Origin of the sequence: Streptomyces sp. NPDC005784, assembly GCF_042871525.1 — a bacterium.
In the GTDB taxonomy this organism is placed as follows: domain Bacteria; phylum Actinomycetota; class Actinomycetes; order Streptomycetales; family Streptomycetaceae; genus Streptomyces.
In genome coordinates this window covers 1-1,850 of record NZ_JBIAIQ010000114.1, presented here as the reverse complement: position 1 = coordinate 1,850, position 1,850 = coordinate 1, and the positions used below count along the sequence as shown (strand labels likewise).

Genomic DNA, 1,850 nt, shown 5'->3' with positions numbered 1-1,850 from the left:
ACACAGTGGACGCGAGCAACTGAGGACAAGCCCTCGGCCTATTAGTACCAGTCACCTCCAGCGGTTACCCGCCTTCCAGATCTGGCCTATCAACCCAGTCGTCTACTGGGAGCCTTAACCCCTCAAAGGGGGTGGGAATACTCATCTCGAAGCAGGCTTCCCGCTTAGATGCTTTCAGCGGTTATCCCTCCCGAACGTAGCCAACCAGCCATGCCCTTGGCAGGACAACTGGCACACCAGAGGTTCGTCCGTCCCGGTCCTCTCGTACTAGGGACAGCCCTTCTCAATATTCCTACGCGCACAGCGGATAGGGACCGAACTGTCTCACGACGTTCTAAACCCAGCTCGCGTACCGCTTTAATGGGCGAACAGCCCAACCCTTGGGACCGACTCCAGCCCCAGGATGCGACGAGCCGACATCGAGGTGCCAAACCATCCCGTCGATATGGACTCTTGGGGAAGATCAGCCTGTTATCCCCGGGGTACCTTTTATCCGTTGAGCGACGGCGCTTCCACAAGCCACCGCCGGATCACTAGTCCCGACTTTCGTCCCTGCTCGACCCGTCGGTCTCACAGTCAAGCTCCCTTGTGCACTTACACTCAACACCTGATTACCAACCAGGCTGAGGGAACCTTTGGGCGCCTCCGTTACTCTTTAGGAGGCAACCGCCCCAGTTAAACTACCCATCAGACACTGTCCCTGATCCGGATCACGGACCGAGGTTAGACATCCAGCACGACCAGAGTGGTATTTCAACGGCGACTCCACCATGGCTGGCGCCATGACTTCACAGTCTCCCACCTATCCTACACAAGCCGAACCGAACACCAATATCAAACTGTAGTAAAGGTCCCGGGGTCTTTCCGTCCTGCTGCGCGAAACGAGCATCTTTACTCGTAGTGCAATTTCACCGGGCCTATGGTTGAGACAGTCGAGAAGTCGTTACGCCATTCGTGCAGGTCGGAACTTACCCGACAAGGAATTTCGCTACCTTAGGATGGTTATAGTTACCACCGCCGTTTACTGGCGCTTAAGTTCTCAGCTTCGCCACCCCGAAGAGTGACTAACCGGTCCCCTTAACGTTCCAGCACCGGGCAGGCGTCAGTCCGTATACATCGCCTTACGGCTTCGCACGGACCTGTGTTTTTAGTAAACAGTCGCTTCTCGCTGGTCTCTGCGGCCACCCCCAGCTCACCGAGTAAATCGGATCACCAGTGATGGCCCCCCTTCTCCCGAAGTTACGGGGGCATTTTGCCGAGTTCCTTAACCATAGTTCACCCGAACGCCTCGGTATTCTCTACCTGACCACCTGAGTCGGTTTAGGGTACGGGCCGCCATGAAACTCGCTAGAGGCTTTTCTCGACAGCATAGGATCATCCACTTCACCACAATCGGCTCGGCATCAGGTCTCAGCCTTAATGCGTGACGGATTTACCTGTCACACGGCCTACACCCTTACCCCGGGACAACCACCGCCCGGGATGGACTACCTTCCTGCGTCACCCCATCACTCACCTACTACAGGTCTGGACCGTCGGCTCCACCACTCCCCCTTGCCCGAAGGCTCCGGGGCGGCTTCACGGACTTAGCATCGCCTGGTTCAATGTTTGACGCTTCACAGCGGGTACCGGAATATCAACCGGTTATCCATCGACTACGCCTGTCGGCCTCGCCTTAGGTCCCGACTTACCCTGGGCAGATCAGCTTGACCCAGGAACCCTTAGTCAATCGGCGCACACGTTTCTCACGTGTGTATCGCTACTCATGCCTGCATTCTCACTCGTGAACCGTCCACCACTGCCTTCCGGCGCGGCTTCACCCGGCACACGACGCTCCCCTACCCATCACA

1 rRNA gene is annotated in these 1,850 nt (G+C 57.0%); it reads right to left on the bottom strand.

What is annotated here, in order from left to right:
* Nucleotides 1-21: 21 nt before the first annotated feature.
* Nucleotides 22-1,850: ribosomal RNA gene (locus ACFYR3_RS45720) — 23S ribosomal RNA — on the bottom strand; the annotation flags it as partial.